Source organism: Marinobacter sp. LQ44 (genome assembly GCF_001447155.2).
Lineage (GTDB): Bacteria > Pseudomonadota > Gammaproteobacteria > Pseudomonadales > Oleiphilaceae > Marinobacter.
Genome location: NZ_CP014754.1, coordinates 697,540 through 713,099 on the forward strand (window position 1 = coordinate 697,540; position 15,560 = coordinate 713,099).

General features: G+C 58.1%; 16 protein-coding genes. 4 read left to right on the forward strand and 12 right to left on the reverse strand.

What is annotated here, in order from left to right:
- Nucleotides 1-34: 34 nt before the first annotated feature.
- The 3 genes from ASQ50_RS03310 to ASQ50_RS03320 form a co-directional block, all read right to left on the reverse strand.
- Nucleotides 35-922: a hypothetical protein gene (locus ASQ50_RS03310; RefSeq protein WP_058090312.1), complete on the reverse strand. Its 888-nt coding sequence runs from the start codon at nt 920-922 to the stop codon at nt 35-37.
- On the reverse strand, nt 923-1,471 hold the full coding sequence (ampD, locus tag ASQ50_RS03315; protein ID WP_227513315.1) for a 1,6-anhydro-N-acetylmuramyl-L-alanine amidase AmpD: 549 nt from the start codon (nt 1,469-1,471) through the stop codon (nt 923-925). It abuts the gene before it with no gap.
- Nucleotides 1,472-1,639: 168 nt separating this feature from the next.
- Entirely contained in the window at nt 1,640-3,961 is a 2,322-nt protein-coding gene (locus tag ASQ50_RS03320; RefSeq protein ID WP_058090369.1) for a DUF1631 domain-containing protein, read from the reverse strand.
- A gap of 224 nt (nt 3,962-4,185) precedes the next feature.
- Between ASQ50_RS03320 and nadC the strand changes: the two genes are divergently transcribed.
- Complete coding sequence (nadC, locus tag ASQ50_RS03325; protein WP_058090313.1) at nt 4,186-5,025, forward strand: carboxylating nicotinate-nucleotide diphosphorylase; 840 nt, start codon at nt 4,186-4,188, stop codon at nt 5,023-5,025.
- A 21-nt stretch (nt 5,026-5,046) separates the two neighbouring features.
- Here nadC and ASQ50_RS03330 read toward each other — a convergent pair whose 3' ends face one another.
- From ASQ50_RS03330 to ASQ50_RS03350, 5 genes are read right to left on the reverse strand one after another with little or no spacing between them, the layout of a single operon-like run.
- Nucleotides 5,047-5,382 (reverse strand): YqcC family protein, encoded by a 336-nt coding sequence (locus ASQ50_RS03330; RefSeq protein WP_058090314.1) that lies wholly within the window; start codon nt 5,380-5,382, stop codon nt 5,047-5,049.
- Between the two features lie 10 nt (nt 5,383-5,392).
- The gene (locus tag ASQ50_RS03335; RefSeq protein WP_058090315.1) at nt 5,393-6,190 is read right to left on the reverse strand and encodes a ParA family protein; all 798 of its coding nucleotides are present in this window, start codon (nt 6,188-6,190) and stop codon (nt 5,393-5,395) included.
- A gap of 39 nt (nt 6,191-6,229) precedes the next feature.
- Nucleotides 6,230-6,928 (reverse strand): DnaA regulatory inactivator Hda, encoded by a 699-nt coding sequence (gene hda / locus ASQ50_RS03340; RefSeq protein WP_058090316.1) that lies wholly within the window; start codon nt 6,926-6,928, stop codon nt 6,230-6,232.
- Nucleotides 6,925-7,485: a CDP-alcohol phosphatidyltransferase family protein gene (locus tag ASQ50_RS03345; RefSeq protein WP_058090317.1), complete on the reverse strand. Its 561-nt coding sequence runs from the start codon at nt 7,483-7,485 to the stop codon at nt 6,925-6,927. Before ASQ50_RS03345 ends, hda begins: the two co-directional genes overlap by 4 nt.
- A gap of 20 nt (nt 7,486-7,505) precedes the next feature.
- The gene (locus ASQ50_RS03350) at nt 7,506-8,729 is read right to left on the reverse strand and encodes a DUF2066 domain-containing protein (protein ID WP_227513255.1); all 1,224 of its coding nucleotides are present in this window, start codon (nt 8,727-8,729) and stop codon (nt 7,506-7,508) included.
- Nucleotides 8,730-8,998: 269 nt separating this feature from the next.
- Between ASQ50_RS03350 and purM the strand changes: the two genes are divergently transcribed.
- The 3 genes from purM to ASQ50_RS03365 all read left to right on the forward strand — a co-directional run bounded on the left by purM (nt 8,999) and on the right by ASQ50_RS03365 (nt 11,544).
- A complete protein-coding gene (gene purM / locus ASQ50_RS03355; protein WP_058090319.1) occupies nt 8,999-10,063 on the forward strand; it encodes a phosphoribosylformylglycinamidine cyclo-ligase in 1,065 nt (354 codons plus the stop codon).
- Nucleotides 10,060-10,722 carry a phosphoribosylglycinamide formyltransferase gene (purN, locus tag ASQ50_RS03360; protein WP_058090320.1) on the forward strand — a complete coding sequence of 221 codons (663 nt, stop codon included), beginning with the start codon at nt 10,060-10,062 and terminating at the stop codon, nt 10,720-10,722. Before purM ends, purN begins: the two co-directional genes overlap by 4 nt.
- 72 nt (nt 10,723-10,794) lie before the next feature.
- A complete protein-coding gene (locus tag ASQ50_RS03365; RefSeq protein ID WP_058090321.1) occupies nt 10,795-11,544 on the forward strand; it encodes a DUF3108 domain-containing protein in 750 nt (249 codons plus the stop codon).
- Between the two features lie 25 nt (nt 11,545-11,569).
- On the opposite strand, the gene ASQ50_RS03370 is transcribed toward ASQ50_RS03365, so the two are convergent.
- The 4 genes from ASQ50_RS03370 to apbC all read right to left on the reverse strand — a co-directional run bounded on the left by ASQ50_RS03370 (nt 11,570) and on the right by apbC (nt 15,485).
- Nucleotides 11,570-12,841, reverse strand: coding sequence for a valine--pyruvate transaminase (locus ASQ50_RS03370; protein ID WP_058090322.1), 1,272 nt, complete (start codon nt 12,839-12,841; stop codon nt 11,570-11,572).
- A 65-nt stretch (nt 12,842-12,906) separates the two neighbouring features.
- Nucleotides 12,907-13,506 (reverse strand): YjaG family protein, encoded by a 600-nt coding sequence (locus ASQ50_RS03375; RefSeq protein ID WP_058090323.1) that lies wholly within the window; start codon nt 13,504-13,506, stop codon nt 12,907-12,909.
- Nucleotides 13,503-14,069: a dCTP deaminase gene (dcd, locus tag ASQ50_RS03380; protein WP_011784457.1), complete on the reverse strand. Its 567-nt coding sequence runs from the start codon at nt 14,067-14,069 to the stop codon at nt 13,503-13,505. Before dcd ends, ASQ50_RS03375 begins: the two co-directional genes overlap by 4 nt.
- A 315-nt stretch (nt 14,070-14,384) precedes the next feature.
- A complete protein-coding gene (gene apbC, locus ASQ50_RS03385) occupies nt 14,385-15,485 on the reverse strand; it encodes an iron-sulfur cluster carrier protein ApbC (RefSeq protein WP_058090324.1) in 1,101 nt (366 codons plus the stop codon).
- Between the last annotated feature and the right edge of the window lie 75 nt (nt 15,486-15,560).

Here is a 15,560-nt window from a genome sequence, read left to right on the forward strand (position 1 = left end):
TAAGTGTTATTCTGTAATGTCTCTTTACAGTTGCTCAGACCACGCCGGCAATGACCAGCAATGCGGCAGCGCAGATCCACACCAGCATGCTTCGGTTTAACAGTCCCCGTATAGCCGCCAGGCTGCGCCCACCAAAACTTGTCCACTCATCCGGGTGCAACCGCGCAAACTGCGCTGGATCCATTGCATACCCGGTTAACGACCCGTTTGCGGAAATCATGAGGACTTCTGAGGTTTTTCTTCCAAAACCGGGAAGGACTCTCTTCGCTTCCCTCGACCAGCCGGCAAGATCACCGGCCAGCCCCAGGGTGCAGGACAGCAAGCGTGCAGGAATCCAGCTGGCCAGATTGGCCAGGGCTCGGAATCGGGCACGAGCTGCCTGTTGCGGCCATTGTTCAGACAACGCCACCAGCCCGCGGGCAACCAGTGCAGCACCTATTCCACCCACCACGTACCAGAATGCCACCAGGAAGAACCGTTCAAATACGCCGATCACCAGAGCCTTGGATAACGACAGATGCATAGCCTCTGGTGACAGCGCGGCGCCCCGTTCTTCTGGAGGCAAGCGGTTCTGGATCTGCCGCCAGGCAGCCTGCATGTCACCCCGGCTCCAGGCTGCCGAATAGTCACTTAGCTGGCGCCGCCAACCCGGCGCCCCCATCAGCAACACCAGCACAATCAGTTCCAGCGGATAGGCCGCCAGCCGGTACCCATACCATTCCAGTAGATACACCGCGCCCACCAACCCCAGGCCGGGCAGCAAAACCCAGATCAGTCCTGAGGTAATCGCATCCTCCCTTCCCGCCTGAATTTTTGCGCCCCGGTGAAACCAGGCACGCCAAAGCACGTCGCCATCCAGCCGGTTTCGGCTATCCAGTTGGCGCCGAATAAGGTAGGCCAATAGAAACACGACAAACACCATTCAGGCGATCTCCTCATGTGCCAACAGCTGGGAAAAATACGACCAGTCGAAAGCTGGGCCAGGATCGGTTTTCCGGCCGGGCGCAATATCGCAGTGGCCGGTAATGCGCTCGGCGCTGATTTTGGGCCAAGCCATCATGGTCAACCGCGCCATGCCTGCCAGCGTACGGTACTGTTCGGGCGTGTAGGGAATATCGTCCGCTCCCTCCAGTTCAATACCGATGGAGAAGTCGTTGCACTCTTCCTGCCCGTCAAAACAGGACCGACCGGCATGCCAGGCCCGGTCCAGGCAACTGACAAACTGCAACACTGAACCATCGCGACGCACCAGGGCATGAGCGGAGACCTGCATGGCGGCGATGGTTTCAAAATAGGGATGGGCGGCTGGGTCGAGCCGGTTGCAGAAAAAGTCTTCAATCTCCGTTCCCCCGAATTGTCCCGGAGGCAGGCTGATGTTGTGCACCACCAGCAGGGAAATGGCAGTGCCTTCAGGTCTTGCACCAAAATTCGGCGAGGGCACCCATCGGCTGTCAGGGTAACGACCAGTCAGCCTTAACTGTTCAGCCTGACTAGAGAGAGAGTCGTTGTTATGCTTGCTGTCTTGGTTGAAAGGGTCAGAGATTGGCAAGGCGTATCCACTGTCGCTTTATGATGTTCAATCGATTGAATCACAAAGCGACGGTGGATGCTATGGATGGAACGGGACGGAATCGCGCCTTCAATCTTTTCGACTATGGCGGAGGTTATCGATGATGGATTCCAGCGCCCGGTCAAAAATCAGGCCGTCGTCCAGAAGCGTAATAACGCCGTCCTGCAGCGCCACCGCCAGGTCATCCCGATGGTATTCTGCCACCTTGGCGCCGCTGCGGTTGACAAAAATGTACTTGCCGGTTGCCTTGATAAAAGCCGCCAGCTTGCAGCGCACACGAGTATCATCGCGCACCATCTCGATCCACGAGCCAACCCGCAGCTGATCGGCCCGGGCCAGCCATTCCGCAGCAACAACGGGAGCAGACGGCGCTTCTTTCTCAGCCGCAGGTGGTTCCGTTGCCGGCTGCGCGTCACTTTGAACGCTTTCCGCCACGACCGGCTCGCTGTCAGACTGCGCAACATCCTCTGGAACATCGGCATTCACCTGAGGCTCTTCCTGCGCCAGCATCTGCTCCGGCTGATCCAGTTCCTCTGCCGCCGGGGCATGCTCCTCCGGCGCCTTCCCGACATCACTGACCGGTGCCGTTACCAGCTTCTGGAAGACATCAACATGGGCCAGTTCCAGGTCGCGAATGGCAGCGTCGGTTGAGAATGGGTCCCAGGAAATTTCCTGCAAAGCACTGCGGAGGTCCTCAACCACTTCCGGTATTGCCCGAAGCAGCTCAGAGCGGGTTTCATCCGTTACCGGCCTTGGATCCACGCTCCATATCAGGCGCTCGGTCACTGTGCAGGCGGACTGCCATTGCTCGCTTTCTTCGCCCTGACGCAGTACCACCCACTGCAGATAACGCGTCCAGGGCTCGCTGAGAATCTGCATCACCGCAGCCGGTATATCACGCCCGGCCGTCTCTTCCTGAATGAGGTTGGTGGCCGCCTGGCTTGCACGTTCCTGACGAGCCCGACCTTCTTCGGCGTCTCGAAGACGCTGCTCAACCAGCTCACGACGGCGCCGGTCCAGATCCATAAAGTGACCGAAATCCTTGAGCAATTCCTCAAACAATCCGACATTGTCGGTAAACTCGTTCAAGACACGATCGACCACTTCTTCGATTTTTTCCCGGAGCGGGTCCCGCATACCCTCGCGCTTTTCGGACCAGCCAATCGCAGACAGCGCCAGCTCATTCAACAGCTTGCGAACCGGATGACCGCCACGATTGAAGAAATTGCGATCGCTCAGAGCAACCTTCAGGACCGGAATCTGCAAACGCCCGATCAGCGCCTTCATCACCGGATGCAATTGCCGATCTTCCAGTATGAAATCGAACAGCATCGAGACGAGATTGACAACATCGCCGTCCACTTGACCCAGAGTAGCTTTCTTGCCGCCAGGCTCCTGCAGGACCGAGACAATCTGCTGGCGCAGTGGCACCACTTCCACCCCGGATACCTGCGTAAGAGAACCTTGCAGATCACTGAGCCGGGCCATCAACCCGCCGGTATCGAGTGTCACAACACCCCCAGGCAGACTGCCTGCACCGGGAGATGCCTCCCCCTGATGCAACAGCGCACTCAATTCCGAAAACGTGGGGAAACTGGCAGTACCGCTCGCCCCGGATTCGACACCCGCCTGTCCTGGCGACAAAGCCGGGGCTCCAGCCTGTGGCGCCGGCCTATTTGCCTGGGGCGACGAACCGCCGACCGGTGCCCGGCGCATATCTGGCAACACCCCTTCGGCTACCAGAGTTTTATTGGCTTGGTCATACAGGGCTGCAAGCTTATCCACCAGCAGGCGTTCAAAAAGCTTGAGCACAACCAGCTTGGCACGAATATCGATATCCAGGTCCGAACAGGCCTCAGCAATTCCGCCACAGATAACCTCGGGGCTCAGGGGCATCTGATCATCAGACATCTGAATCTCGGGCATTAGGTGGCGCACGCGCGCCGCCAGCATCCGGGCCGGCTCCTGGTAACGATTACGCAGCTTGGTCACCAGGTTATCAATGGCAACCTGCTGCTCCAGTTCGGAATGGTCTAAAAGGCTCAGGGAGTCCTGGTCGACTTCCTCCAGGGCCGAGCCGGAGCGCAGCGGCTTGAAGCGCCCAAAGTCATTGAACGCCTGGCTGACATACTGAAGCATCGAGACCGCCATGGATTTGCGGCGCAGCCTTAGCTCCCGCATGGCATCGAAGTAAGCTGTCTGGTCCTGATTAGAGCCAGCCCGATCCGCAAGGGCAAACAGACTGTCGTCTGCCTGCTCGAAGAACGACCCCAGCACAGATTTCAGAGACTGACCGGATGCGTCACGTAACCGTATCAAAGCAGGCGGAAGCGAAAACCGGCCCACCGGTTTCTGGCCGGATAAATGGACAACCTTGTTATCGTGCGCCATGGAGATGCTCCGGTGTTGATCGGCAATATCGCTGGGAATTTCGACTAATGCCATGATACGGCCGATCATCGTCACCTTGTGTCAGAATTTGTCACCTTTTGTGTAACAACGACCTGCGTCACATTTTAGCAGTTATTGGCCAGGGCATTTTGCGAAACGGCAGGCTGGCAGTAGAATTGCCGGGCTCGCAGATTTCAACTCATCCAGACCGCCGGAAACCCGACATGATTTCCCCTGAACTGCTCCGCCAGGCCCGAATTGAATCCGTTGCCCAAAGCCTTCGCGAGGACATTGGTGATGGCGACATTACCGCCATGCTGATTCCGGCGGATAAAACCGCAACCGGCCGGGTGATCACTCGCGAACCGGCACGCCTGTCAGGGCGCGCCTGGGTTGAAGAGGTGTTCCGTCAGGTGGACCCGGCAGTGGAACTGACCTGGTTTTTCAAAGACGGCGATGATCTGGCGGCCGATGACGTTATCTTCCGGATGGCTGGCCCAGCCCGATCACTCCTGACCGCAGAGCGAGCCGCCCTTAACTGGCTACAAACGCTGTCTGGCGTTGCCACCACCTGCGCGGCCTATGCAGCGAAGGTCGCCCACACCCGTGTGCGATTGCTGGATACCCGGAAAACCCTGCCAGGCATGCGGCTAGCGCAAAAATACGCGGTCACCTGCGGCGACTGCGACAATCACCGCCTGGGCCTGTGGGATGCCTTTCTGATCAAGGAAAACCACATTGCCGCCTGCGGCTCGATTGCCAGCGCCATCAGTGAAGCCCGGCGCATTGCACCGGGCCGCCCGGTGGAAGTGGAAACGGAATCGATGGACGAACTGAATCAGGCCCTGAGCGCAGGGGCAGACATCATCATGCTGGATGAATTCTCGCTCGACGACATGGCTGAAGCCGTGCGCATTACTGCCGACAACGCAAAGCTGGAGGCCTCAGGCGGTATCAATGCCCAGACATTGGTACCGGTGGCGGAAACCGGGGTGGATTACATCTCCATCGGCGCCCTGACCAAAGACGTCAGGGCCATCGACCTCTCCATGCGGCTGGATTGACCCCACCGCCTGGAGCCGAATTCAGCTACCAGACAACAACCGGTCCATTTCTTCGAGGGCCAGGATCAGACCCTGGCCAGACTGTGCCCGCCCCCGAAAATGCTCTTCCGCCATGGGCGCAATGCCAGACACTGAGGGTAACGGCTGCCCCGCCTCCACCAGCGCTTTCATTTTCTGCAAGAAGACAAATTGAAGCCACTGAGTGAACTCCATAGTGTCCAGGCAGAACGGCTGAGTGCTTCGGAACGCATGCTCCGGCGGTGGGTTCACCTCCCAAACGTCCAGCCGCCGAAGCTCAATCTCGATTCTCAGCAGGCTGTCGGTTACCAGGCCCACTTGGTGCGCTCGATTACTCATGGTCACCTGATCAATCGGCCAAGGGCTCAAGTTCAACCGACTCACCATGCAATACCCGATACAGATCTTCAAACTGTCGGGTTAACGCGTGCTTCGGCGCCAAATGAATCAACGGTTGCCGGCTTTGATGGGATTCTTTCATTTTCACCGAGCTGGATAGCCGCACTGGCAACACTGGCAGCCCCTCTTCCATGAGCTCTTTCACCAACTGCTTGGGCAGACTGGCACGCGGCTGGAACTGGTTGGCGATGATGCCCTCCACTACCAGCTCCTGGTTGTGATCTTCCTGCAGCTCTTTGATTTCATGCAGAATGTTGTACAGCGCCTGGCGGGAGAAATCATCACAGTCGAAAGGAATCAAACACCGCTGAGCGGCAATCAAAGCCGAACGAGTGTAAAAATTCAGGGCAGGCGCGGTATCGATATAGATCTCGTCGAACGAATCGTTGAGTTTTTTCAGGAATTCACGGAGCTTATAGATCTTGTGCTTGGCTTCGAGTTTGCGCTCCAGAAAATCCAGCTCCGGGCTGGACGGCAGAACGAACAGATTGTTGAAAGATGAGGCATGCACAAACTCATCCGGGCGGCGGGTGAACATACTGAAGGCAACGGTCTGCTCCAGAAGATCCGCGGCGGTGTCTTTGAGTTCAGACGCCGGCTTACCCAGCAGGTAATGCGTTGAGTTACCTTGCGGGTCCAGATCCACCACCAGGGTGCGCTTGCCCCGGGCCGCGCTGATCGCCGCCAGGTTACAGGTAATGCTGGACTTACCCACACCACCTTTTTGATTGAATACAACCCGTCTCATGTCGTCTCTCCAATGGCCTTTATCGTTATAAATCCGTCACTACCACCCCATTACCGACTTCACAAACGGAATGGTTAATCTCCGCTGCGCCTGCAGGGAGTTCTCATCCAGTGTGTCCAGAATCCCAAGCAGTTGACCAAGGCGGCGCGGAGCCCGGCGCATAATAAAACCGGCCACATCATCGCTCATCACCAGACCACGCTGCTCGGCCCTGGCCATCAAAATTCTTGATCGGTCTTCGTCCCGGTAAACCCCAAGCTGAACCAGTAAGCCGTGTGCAAGCCGGGAACCAAGATCAGCCAATCCGAACGGCAACGCCGCCGGCACCTCCGACAGAGTCACCATCAACAGACCCTGGCGGTCCAGAATCCGGTTGTACAGATGGAAAACGGCTTCCTCCCAGTGAGCATCACCCGCTATCAGGTCAAGGTCATCCAGGCAAACCACGTCATGCCCTTCCAATCCCGCAAGCGCCTCCGGCCCAAACGGCATCAACTCACCGATACTGATGCAAACGGCACTCTGGCCCCGCTGCTCGGCAAAATGACAAACCGCTTGCAACAGATGACTTTTACCAGTGTCGGAGTCACCGCAAATCACCACAACAGGTGCTCCGGCCGGTTGCGTGCAAACTGCCTCCAAACGAAGCGCCGCGTCATGATTGCGGTCGCCATGGAAGTTATCAAACCGGGCGTCGTCACGGAGCTTCACCCCGAGAACCATCTGTGACGTGGTCATGAGCGTTTGGCTCTCCAGGCGCGCGCACCCCAAATCAGAATGTAATGGCAGCCGCTGAATATCGCCGAAATGGCCACGAGCAATAGACCGACCTCCATCACCCAGGCTTGCATTGGCAGATCAGCCATCAGGATGATAATGGCCAACGCCACGAGAATCTGGATAAAGGTATTGATTTTGCCTGGAATGCTCGGCTCCATCTCGAAACGGCCAACACCATAGTGATACATCAACGCACCGCAAACAATGACCAGATCGCGGCCCAGCACCAGTGCGAATAGCCAAAGCGGAATGATACCGGTGATGGTCAACATCAGGTAAGCAGTGATCAGCAATGCCTTGTCAGCCAGCGGATCGGCAATGGCGCCAAGCCGGGAACGCCAGTTAAACTGCCGGGCCAGAAAGCCATCCATAGCATCAGTTGCGGCGGCAAGAAAGAAAATCAACAACGCCTGGCGATAGTTTCCTTCCAGCAATGCCCACGCGAACGGAACAATCAACAATATCCGCAGGAATGTCAGGGCATTGGGAATCCATCGCCAACGCTGCAAAGTCACGCGCAGACCTCCGCCGTCGCCTAGTTGCCGCCACCACGGACAACCGGAGCCGGCTGCCAGCGGTAGTAAAGCACCTGGTACAGGGATTCGAACGCCTGCTCGGCATCCTGTTCGTCGCCGTCATCGAGCGGCTGATACACGAACATGGCGCCCTCCGGGGACTGGTCGCCGGCCTCGCCCGGCTCCTCAGCACCGTTCGGTTCGGCAACTGGCGCTGCTGCGGTCGCACTAAGCGGTGCAGGTACGGTTTCCTCTGGCTGCCCGTCCATGACCACGAAGCGGGGATCAAGCGCAATGTACTCTTTCAGCTGGTCCAGTTCGCCTGTAAAGGTCACCTGAACGGTCATACGCTCGTTACGCACTCGGGAGGCGCCGACAGACACCACTGGCGTAAAGCTGTTCAGAGCCTTTCCAACATTGCCGTAGTCGGCAAGGGAATTAACTCCCTCCAGCACGATATCCACTCGCGGCGCCTCACTTACCTCGCCGGCAGCGACCGCGTAGCGGCTGGCATAGGCATCGGCCCAGCGGCCAACAGCACGCCGTGCGAGTTCTTCCGGGTCTGCTGCGGTCACCGATTGTTCCGAGGCATCCATGCTCATACCGTCAAACACCCAGCCCGCTCGCCATTGACCACCAGAGCGACTGACACGCATGAGTGCCAGGGCATCGTGAGACAGGTCCGACGATGCTTCCTTAATGCGGCCCACAAACTGGCCCCAGAGATCCGACAGCAGCGCCCGGTCTCCCTGGACACTCTGCGGCGGAAAGGCCAGGGGTAAGCCACGCTCTTCCGCTGCCGCCAGGAACGCCCTGCGCCACTCAGCAACGGTGCTGTCGCCGCGTTCACCGTCATCCGCTGCTGCAGTCAGCAGCTTGCGTTCACCACGATCTTCGATCGCAGCCCAAACCAGTGTTAGCGGGCGATTCGCGCCCCAGACCGGGGCATTGATCGACGCCAGGGCGCGATTGACGCCAACCGCCCCGAAGCTCATCTGCAACCTGGAATCCCCCCCCTCTCGACGCACCTGGTAGGCCAGCAGCAGGGACTCCGCATTCTTAAGCAAATCGTCTACGCCCTCACGCTGCAGCACGTCCCGACTACCAGAAACCCTGACCATTACGCGCCGGAGCCCCTCAGCGTAACCTGCCTTGAGATCATTCGAGCCGGTTCCGTCTACCGCCACCTCAACGTTATACAATCCCGACACCGTGACTGCCGACGCAGTCCCGGCCCACAGCATTGACAATGCTCCGGCCAATACCAGCCAAAGAGCCATTGCCCGGAAAGTCCGAACGTCATTTTTTTCCGTTCCAGTCATGTAACACCCTGCCGTTCCCATGATTGGCGCACAGGATACACCATCACCACAAACGAGAGTAGCAAGGCCCCGTTGCAGGTTGGCAATGATGTACCCTGAATATTTGCACGCTTTACCGAATTCCGGTTGGAGCGCCCGTGCGCACCTGTTAAAATCCGCCGCCTGACCCACAGGCCAACGGTTACATTTCCATGAGCGAACAGAAGCCTTCCCTCACCTATCGCGATGCCGGCGTTGATATCGACGCAGGTAACGATCTGGTCAACCGCATCAAGAACACGGCAGCCCGTACCCGCCGCCCTGAAGTCCTCGGCGGGCTTGGCGGCTTCGGCGCCATGGTTTCCATCCCGGCCGGTTACCGGGAGCCGGTGCTGGTCTCGGGCACCGATGGCGTTGGCACCAAACTGCGCCTGGCCATGCAACTTGAAAAGCATGACAGCATCGGTATTGATCTGGTCGCCATGTGCGTGAACGATCTGATCGTGGGCGGCGCAGAGCCCCTGTTTTTCCTGGATTACTACGCTACCGGCAAGCTGAACGTGGACATTGCCGCCCAGGTCGTGGACGGCATCGGCAAGGGCTGCGAGTTGTCCGGCTGTGCACTGGTGGGTGGCGAAACCGCCGAAATGCCCGGTATGTACGAAGGCGAAGACTATGATCTGGCCGGTTTCTGCGTCGGCATTGTCGAGCGCAGTGAAGTCATCGATGGCAGTCGCACCCAGCCGGGTGATGTGATGCTGGCCCTGGGCTCCTCCGGCCCCCACTCCAACGGCTACTCACTGATTCGCAAGATTATCGAAGTCAGCGGTGCCGACCTGAGCCAGCCAATGGGTGACACCACCCTGGCTGACGCACTGATGGCGCCCACCCGCATTTACGTGAAGAACATACTGCAACTGATTCGTGAAGTGGACGTGCGGGCACTGTCTCACATCACCGGCGGCGGCCTGCCGGAGAATATCCCCAGGGTGCTGCCGGCTGGCACAGTTGCCGCCATCGACACCCAGAGCTGGGAACTGCCACCGGTGTTTCAGTGGCTGCAAAACTCAGGCGGTGTTGCCTGCGAGGAAATGTACCGCACCTTTAACTGCGGTATTGGCATGATTATCTGCGTTCCTGCCGAACAGAAAGAGCTGGCCATGGATGCCCTCAACGCCATGGGCGAGCATGTATGGCAGGTAGGTGTCATTGAGGCAGCCGGCGCAGCCGATGATGAGCCGAAAGTGCGCTACGCACCGGGGTTACTCACGGCATGAAGGCTGATCCCGCGCCACTCCCAACCATCCTGGTATTGGCTTCCGGCAGCGGCACCAACCTGCAGGCATTGATTGACGCCTCGCGGGAAAGGGACTTCCCGGGCGACATTGTCGCTGTAGGCTGCAACAAACCGGGAGCCTTCGCCCTCGAGCGGGCAGCCCAGGCCAACATAAAAACCTTTGTGATCAATCACAAAGACTATGGCAGCCGGGAAGAATTCGATGGCGCCCTGATGGCCGAAATCCGCCGCCATAACCCGGACCTGATCGTGCTGGCAGGCTTTATGCGGATTCTGACCGAAGACTTCGTTCGTGCCTTCCGCGGCAAGATGCTGAACATTCATCCTTCCCTGCTGCCCGCCTACACGGGCTTGAACACGCATCAGAGAGTGCTGGAAGCCGGCGACAAGGTGCATGGTGTATCCATCCACTTCGTGACCGAAGAACTGGATGGCGGGCCGGTGATCGCCCAAGCCGAGGTAGCCGTTCAGGACGGCGACACGCCTGAATCACTGGCCGAGCGGGTGCAGCAACAGGAGCACGTGTTATACCCGATCGTGGTTCGCTGGTTTTGCGAAGGCCGGATTCAACTGGCAAGTGACGGCGTGCTGTTTGATGGCGAACCCCTGTCACAACCCATGAGGTTACCCGCGAGCTGAACAGATTGTCATCTCCCTCGGGCTTCTGGGAAGCTACACTGTCGCAAACACCTACAGTGAAAGAGGCTCCGGATGAAGACACTCAGAGCATCCTTGCGCATCGTTACCTGGTTGGCCGGACTCTGGTTCGGCCTGGTCTCGGTAACGGTTGCCGCCGCCGATACTCAAGACACAACCCCAGCCCTTTTCCCTCACGAGGCCACCTACTCTGCGTCCATGTCAAAAGGCATCAGCCTCAGTGGTGCTGGCACGCGCAGCCTGACCGATCAGGGTAATAATGTCTGGCTGTATCGCACACAGGTGAGATCGTTCATCGCTGACATCGACGAATCGGTGGTCTTGCTCTGGGAAGACGACCGCGTGGTTCCGCTGCGTTACCGCTACAGCCTGAAAGGCCTGATGATTCGTAACCGGGAGCAGTCCATAGATTTTGACTGGCAGGCTGGTATTGCCAAAGGTAAATACCGCGGCAAAGCCTTTGAGCTGGAACTCAAGGACGGAGCGCTGGACCCACTGGGCTTTCAGCTGCAAATGCACCAGGATCTGAAAGCCGGCAAACGGGACCTGACCTACAACATCATTGATAAGGGCCGCTATAACGAGGATCGTTTTGCGGTGGTAGACGACGACAGCACCATCAATACCAATGGCCAGACAACACAAACCCTGAAGGTGGAAAAAGTGCGTGGCGAGGATTCCAAGCGCCAGACCTTGATGTGGATAGATCCAAACCAGGGCCACCTGCTGCTCAGGCTACTGCAGATAGAGCCGGATGGCAGCGAGTACGAGCTAAAATTGAAAGACGCAACCATTCGCGACTGATTACCCGTCGGGCGACTCTCCGGCTCTAACGGCCGGACTCCGCCCAGACCGTTTTTACCTCATCGGCGATAATCCTTAACCCTTCTGCCACCTGTGCGTCATCCTGGGAGTAGGTAACTCGCAGGCACTCGTGGCGGTGGCGCCAATGATCATCTGCCAGGCCCGGGAAGAAATAGTGGCCAGACACCACCAGCACCCCTCTCTGCTTGAGCCGCTGATACAGCTCCAGGCTGGAAATCGGAAGATCCGGAAACCACAGCCACAGGAACATGGCGCCCTCTGGCTTGTGGATGTACCAGCGGCAACTGTCCTCACCCATGGCGTCACGAAACGCCTCCACAGCTCTTTCCATCTTGGCTTTATAGAACGGACAAACCACATCACGGCTCAGTGACAGGATCTCACCAGAGCGCACCAAAGGCTCGGCCAGCATGGCACCAAAACTTCCGGTCGCCAGGTTCATGATGGCGTTAATGCCAGACAACGCCTTGATGATCGGCTCCGCCGCAATCACGATACCAGTGCGAGCCGCCGGCAAACCCAGCTTGGACAAACTCAGGCACAGAATAATCTGCTCGTTCCAGGTGGGCTGGGCGTCCACAAATAGCAGGCTCGGAAAGGGAGTGCCGTAAGCGCCATCTACAATCAACGGAATATCGTGTTGTCGGGCCATCCCCTCCAGCCTCGCCAGCTCTTCATCAGTAATCACATTACCGGTCGGGTTGGTGGGCCGGGATACGCAGATAGCGCCGGTTTCACCGGTCACTTCCACCGCATCAAAATCCACCCGATACTTGAACTCATGGGCATCGGTAAAAGAAATATCCGGCCGCACGGCCTGAAACAGACCGGGCTCGATACCAGCATCGGCATAGCCAATGTATTCCGGCGCCAGGGGCAGCAGGATGTGTTTGCGGTGACCATCGCCGTAGTCGCCACCAAACATGTTGAACAGCATGAAGAACGCCGCCTGGCTGCCATTGGTCAGGGCGATGTTCTCGGGCTTCAGCCCCCAGTTGTATTCCTTGTTCAGCAATTCCGCCAGCGAGGCGATAAATTGCTTCTCACCCTGGGGGGGATCATAAATCCCGACCAGCCGGCGCATCTGCCCCTCATCTGCCGCGATACCCGCCAGAATTTCCTGCACCCGCTCCTGAATCTCGGGAATATGCCCGGGATTACCGCCTCCCATCATGATCATCCCCTCACCGGAGGCCATGGCGTTACCCAGGTCATCCATCAGGGAGGTGATACCGGCGTCGGCGGTGAACTTACGACCAAAAGCAGAGAGTTTCATGGCACTGATCCGTTCTACGGGCAATTCAATAGGTAGCTGATAAGTGTAGCGTGAACCGGAGCGGCTCAGCTATCGAGTGAAATACCGAGATTGCTGACGCCTTCGTTGGCGGCATCCGCCTTGAGTTCGGCGATAAAGTCTTCAAGTGGCGTGCGCTGGCGCTTGAGGGCAAGCACGGTGTCGCGTTGGAAGATTTTATCTTCCTTGAGCAGCGGATGCTGTTCAAACAGGCGCACCAGCTGGTCTTCATCCAGTTCTTCGCCCTCAGACATTTCCACAAAGTCCATAATGGTCCTGGTGGCCAGCTGGGATGCGTCGGTTGCGCGGTGTTTGTTGGGGTTCAGGCGGTTGAGCAGCGCCTGTTCCAGCAATTGACAGAAGTCGAAGGCCGGGTAAACACCGTAGGCGTCGTAGTCGTCAACATTGGGGCACAGGCTCTCGAGCTTGGTCAGCAGCTGGGGGATGGCCGCTTCGGTGGCCTCCTGCTGGAGTGTGTCCCAGGCCAGGTCAAGCAGCTGGCGCATTTTGCCACCGCTTTTCATGCCGACGGCATCAGCGAACAGCGCGTAGTTGGGAAAGGCCCTTTCGGCCAGGGCCAGCAGGAAGGCGCATTCGCGCCAACCCTGCAGTTGTGAGACGGCTTTAAGAAACTGGTTGGCGTTCATGTCCTGGGCAGGGTCACGCCGGTCTGGCCAAGGTACTTGCCGCCTCGGTCTTTGTAGCTGGTTTCGCAGATTTCGTCGGATTCGAAGAACAGCATCTGGGCGACGCCTTCGTTGGCGTAGATTTTCGCTGGCAGGTTGGTGGTGTTGGAGAATTCCAGGGTGACCTGGCCTTCCCACTCGGGTTCCAGCGGGGTAACGTTGACGATGATACCGCAGCGAGCGTAGGTGCTTTTGCCCAGGCAGATGGTGAGCACGCTTCTGGGGATGCGGAAGTATTCCACGGTGCGCGCCAGGGCGAAGCTGTTCGGGGGGATGATGCAGACGTCGCCGGTGTAGTTGACGAAGCTGTTTTCATCGAAGTTCTTTGGGTCTACGGTGGCGCTGTGGACGTTGGTGAAGATTTTGAATTCGTTGCTGCAGCGTACGTCGTAGCCGTAGCTTGAGGTGCCGTAGGAGATGACGCGGCCTTTTTCGCTTTCCCGAACTTGGCCGGCTTCGAAGGGTTCGATCATGCCGTGTTGTTCGGACATCCGGCGGATCCACTTGTCGGATTTGATGCTCATGGTGAATTCTCGTTTCCAGCTGGGAAAAATTGGGGCGTAGTTTACCTTGTCCCTCGGTGCCTGTCGAAGGTCTGGCGCCTGACTCTCCTAGCCTTCTTGGTTTTGTGCGGGGCAGCGGCAGGGATAGCTTTCCAAAAAACGCTACGAGCACATCCATGTGCGCTTCGCTCCGGCCATCCATGGCCTACGAGATTTTTGGAAAGCTATCCCTGCCCCTGCCAACAAAACTCTGGTGGAATCGCCGCCAACAGAGCTGCACCACATACGAGGTATATTCTTACTCGCCTGACTCCAACTACCTATTGGCTTAACTCGTTAGTGCTCGGTGACGGAAACACTAGAAATAGTCCCACCAAGATTCCGCTCCCGGGTAGACAACTCCGCCCCCACTCTTCTGGCGATATCCAGATAGCGCCGGGCCACTTCGGAATCCGGTTCAGCCGCGACGGTCGGGGCGCCGCTGTCGGTTTGTTCGCGGATGGTCATATGCAGGGGTAGCTGGCCCAGGAGGGTGGTTTCGTATTCTTCTGCGATGCGTTCGCCGCCGCCGTGGCCGAAGAGGGGTTCTTCGTGGCCGCAGTTGGAGCAGATGTGCACGCTCATGTTTTCGACCACGCCCAACACCGGGATGTCGACTTTGCGGAACATTTCGATGCCTTTTTTGCCGTCCAGCAGGGCGATGTCCTGGGGGGTGGTGACGATGACGGCGCCGGTGACCGGGACTTTCTGGGCCAGGGTGAGCTGGATGTCGCCGGTGCCGGGGGGCATGTCGATGATGAGGTAGTCGAGTTCATCCCAGAGGGTTTGCTGGAGTAGCTGCATCACCGCACCGCTGACCATGGGGCCGCGCCAGACCATGGGGGTTTTGTCGGTGGTGACGAAGGCCATGGAGTTGGCTTGCAGGCCGTGGGCCTGCATGGGGACGAAGTATTTGTTTTCTCGCACGTCCGGGCGTTTGCCTTCGGGTACGCCGAGCATCATGCCGATGCTCGGGCCGTAGATGTCAGCGTCGAGGATGCCAACCCGGGCGCCTTCGGCCTGCAGGGCCAGGGCGAGGTTGACGGCGGTGGTGGATTTGCCCACGCCGCCTTTGCCGGAGGCAACGGCGATGATGTTTTTCACGCCGGGTACGGCCGGGAGGTCTTTGTTGGTTTTGTAGCTGTGGATTTTCTGGGCTACGTGGACTTCGGCGCTTTCAACGCCATCCACAAATTCCAGGGCGTTGGCTACGATCTGTTTGAGGCCTCCAGCGATGCCTTTGGAGGGGTACGGCAGTTCCACCATCAGGGTGACCTTGCCGTTGTCGTCGGCGGTCAGGTTTTTCACGGCACCCAGTGCGTACAGGTCCTTGTTGAGATAGGGGTCTCGGTATTCTTTAACGGCGGTTTCTAGGGCCTGTTGGGAAATCTGGGTCATCGGGGTCTCCGGAATAAGCTCATAAGCTTGAATGCAGGTGAAAAATGATGGCTTGGAAGGTATCATCTGTGCCCG